Source organism: Dehalococcoidales bacterium, from assembly GCA_041656115.1.
Taxonomy (GTDB): Bacteria; Chloroflexota; Dehalococcoidia; order Dehalococcoidales; family UBA5627; genus UBA5627.
This window is the reverse complement of record JBBAED010000023.1, coordinates 1-3,618: the sequence shown is the minus strand read 5'-3', so window position 1 is coordinate 3,618 and position 3,618 is coordinate 1. Positions and strand designations below refer to the sequence as shown.

General features: G+C 45.1%; 4 protein-coding genes. All 4 read right to left on the bottom strand.

Annotated features, from left to right (window positions below; genetic code table 11):
- Positions 1-463: hypothetical protein (locus tag WC958_06290; protein ID MFA5629830.1), on the bottom strand; the 463-nt coding region annotated here is incomplete at its 3' end.
- 17 nt (positions 464-480) lie between these two features.
- Entirely contained in the window at positions 481-2,382 is a 1,902-nt protein-coding gene (locus WC958_06285) for a peptidase G2 autoproteolytic cleavage domain-containing protein (GenBank protein MFA5629829.1), read from the bottom strand.
- Positions 2,383-3,021 carry a putative phage tail protein gene (locus WC958_06280; GenBank protein ID MFA5629828.1) on the bottom strand — a complete coding sequence of 213 codons (639 nt, stop codon included), beginning with the start codon at positions 3,019-3,021 and terminating at the stop codon, positions 2,383-2,385.
- Positions 3,014-3,618 (bottom strand): baseplate J/gp47 family protein (locus WC958_06275; protein ID MFA5629827.1); only part of this gene is annotated, 605 nt, incomplete at its 5' end. The genes WC958_06275 and WC958_06280, both read right to left, overlap by 8 nt.

Here is a 3,618-nt window from a genome sequence, read left to right as displayed (position 1 = left end):
CAAAGTTATTATCCACATAACTTTTATTTGCAATATCGTAATTATCGGCAGGATTTTGCACCCTTGCTCTGCCATAGCTATCCCGCAAAATCAGACGACTTGCCGTATAATCATTTGTGGCATAGTCCAGCTTTTGCTTATCCCCGGCGCTCATAAAACCGCTTGAGGCAACAGTTGCATTGGTATGACTGCCACTTTGAATATGACTTTTACAATCCTCCAAGGTAACCGATGGGTCAGTGTACCAATTGGCTTTACCCGTGATTGATTTGATACGGTTTGCAAGCCAGCCTAAAATGTTCACTATCTTGCCCTTTGAAATCGATGTAGGCGCAGTATTCGCTGATATGGTAGGTGTTAATAGTTCGTCCAATGCGTCAAAGTTTTCATTCAGCACCGCAACATCAGCATTTTCGTTATACAGCGGCTTTTTAAAGCCATAATTTGTTGTTGTTTTCGGCATCTATTTCACCCCCCCCATTATTTAAACCAAATCAAAACTTTATCCTCTGCTATGCGTTTTAGCACAGGGTACCCATTATTAACTGATTTTACTGCAATACCACCATTTCCGCATCTGCATAAATCCCCTGATTTTAGTGTGCCGTCATCATAGACAATCAGTTTACCAAGCACACCCACCGTTGCCCATTCGGGGCGGTTTTGCCTTGGAATATATTCCTGCGCGCTGTCCCAATTAGGATTTAAAATGGGCTGGCGCTGGGTATGCTCCTCAACGATAATATTCCCCTCATCGTCTTTTTCCTCGGGGATAACAACATCATGATACTGCACCCTGCCAAAGTCATCCGTTACAAACTTACCCTGCCAGTGCATCTCGCCGCTGTCGCCTATAATGGCAGGCATTGCCGAGATAATACCGATAGGGTTATCGAAATCATCAGTCTTTACAATCTTATCCCCAATCAGTTTCACAAAATATCCTGCTCTGTCCTCACCGTTTGGATTGCCGTCCTGCCATTCGAAAAACTCCGCATAGTCGGCGCAGGGCGAGGACAATGTCCCGTCTGTGTGGATATCCCCGTTTTGAAGAATTTTAATGGCCAATGCCATATCAGAAAATGAGGTACCGTTTGCAAGACTCCAAGAATAATTTCCGGGGGAAACGCCGTATTTTCCGTATATCGTCGCACCCTCATGCACACAAAGAGTGTACAGACCATGCGCCTGGGAATACTTGTTTCCCGTAACCCCGTAACCGGTCGCCATGTTGTGACCATTACTCACCTCTACCCTGAAGATATATCCGTCCGGCATTAAGCTATAACCAGAGCCGCCAAAGCCTTCGGCAAAGGATAGCACTCTGCCGCTGATTGATGTCACCATTTTCGTATTGTAAATAATCGTGTTATACGAATTCTTATACCGAACAAGAAATGTAGCGCCGCTAAGACCGGTCAAGGACTCTCCTTCGGCTGCGGTAATTGTTCCGCTGCTGCTGTTCATCGAAACGCATTTGATGGCTCTGCCGCAGGTCCTTCCGCCATTGAGCGAACAGGAATATCCCGAGTAGGTATATGCAGTGTTTAAGGCTGTGGAGTATTCGGAATAAGTCCTTCCCTGATTGACGGCAAAAGCATAGTTCCCCTCTGCGTAGCTCGAGTTTGCGGCAAAGGTGCCATACCCTTTGCTCGATGCCGCATTAAACCCGGCTGAGTAATTCCCCGAGGCATTTGCACCGTTTCCGCTGATACTTGACACTCCCATTGAAGTACCGCCCATACTGAGAGAACCATTCCCATTTTTCTTGTATTCCTCACTCAAAACGATAAAGTTTAGGACATACCCAAAATCTAAAATGGTATGAACATCATCGGGCGGGTCAAAGGAGAGTTCCGGCATTTCGGCAACCTCGATATAGCTGCCGTTCACATTAAAATCGACTACCGTTGTTATAATTCTTTTGCTCTCCACATAGAACCAGTCCGTCCAGTTTGCATCAACCCAGGTCTGCTGCAGGGAAAAAGAGACCGTAGTTCCGGAGGGGATCGGCGCTATATTGTCTTCACCAAAATAATAAAAATAGATCTTCTTTGCGGGATAGTCATACCACTCTGTGCTTATGTCGATATATTTTGCAACTGTCTTATTCGACCCGATAATCAGGTGATTGTCTCCCACGATCAGATTCCCCGAGCCGAAAACTCTGTTCCCGTTTCCGAATATGATATTGCCGCCGCCGATTACGGTGTTGTCCTCGCCCTCCATAAAAATCTGCTCGCCTGATGAAACGCCCCCGCCGCTTGCCAATACCTCATTGATTGCAGATACGATTTCCTTTGCATTGGTCTGCAAATTTGCCACATCGCCTACATCATTAAATGTCGCAAGACCTATATCACTTGGTTGTATTTCTGCCATTTACATTACCCCCCTTGCATACGCTCTACTTTCGTTCCAAATGACGATACCATTTCCACCGTCACCGCAGTAATATGGAATGTCATCAATTATTCTAAGATTGTTTTTTACCTCAAATGTTAAAAGGTTTTCCCAAGAGTAATTTTTTACTTCATTCCAACCCGATAAAGTATTTAAAACATCCTGCCACAGACGGTAAGTGAAGATGTATTCCACCGCCAAGTGGGCGGGCTTAATATCTTCAATCACCTTTTGTATGTCGGCAAGATTGTACGGCACACCCCGCTTACTCATAAACTTTACTTCAAACAGGTAATCCCCTGCGTGTTCAACTATTTCAATCTCACCGTTTACAAAAGATGCCGCCACATTTTTAACCATTGACTTGGTGACAGTCCCCGTGCCGCGCAGGCGAGATAAGACTCTGCCTTTGCGGGTTTCAATATCCGCTGCATTATCGGGGGATAAACCAACATCAGCCTCATGCCTTGATATATCCTTATCGGTCAGCAATACAAAAAACTGGTTCTCGGTTAGATGCACCTCTTGTTTTAACCGATCATGCTCTGACTCCAGGGAATCAAACAAGTTGTTCATCACCTTGGATTTTGCATAGTATGTCGGCAGATAGTTACGCAACGGTAATCACCCCCAACACCGGCACAGACGTTTCAGGCACCGATATATTTGAAGTAGCACCATTTACCTTTAAATTGCTGTAATCAAGGACTTCTTCCACACTTAAAATGCATCCGCCGATTTGAGCATAAGAAATATATGTTCCTGCAAAGGTGTTTTTCTTTAAATATAAAGAAACAGCCTCGGTTATCTTTTCTGTTGCGGTTTCTGTTGTTACACCGTTTGCCAGAGTTAGGGAAACCGATATGTTGATGTTCAAAGGCACTGCGCTCTCCACCGTTACCGCCGCACCGATTGGTCTGCTTTCTTCTATATGTGCCGCAACCTCGTAAATCAAATCTTCGCTTGCGGTTTGTTTGTCGGCATTTATGATAATAACTTTCACCGTACCGTTTCCGTTCCACAGGGGCAGGCATTTTGCATCGCCCACGCCGCTGACCTCTTTTGCCCACATGACATAGTGATATTTGCTGCCGCTCGTAGAGGGAAGAGAAACCTTTTCAAAATACCGCTCACGAAGTTCATCATCGCTTTCCTCGTCAAATCCGCCACTTGTAGAAGAGGTATTTGTGACCGATATTAATCCGCTGATTGTAA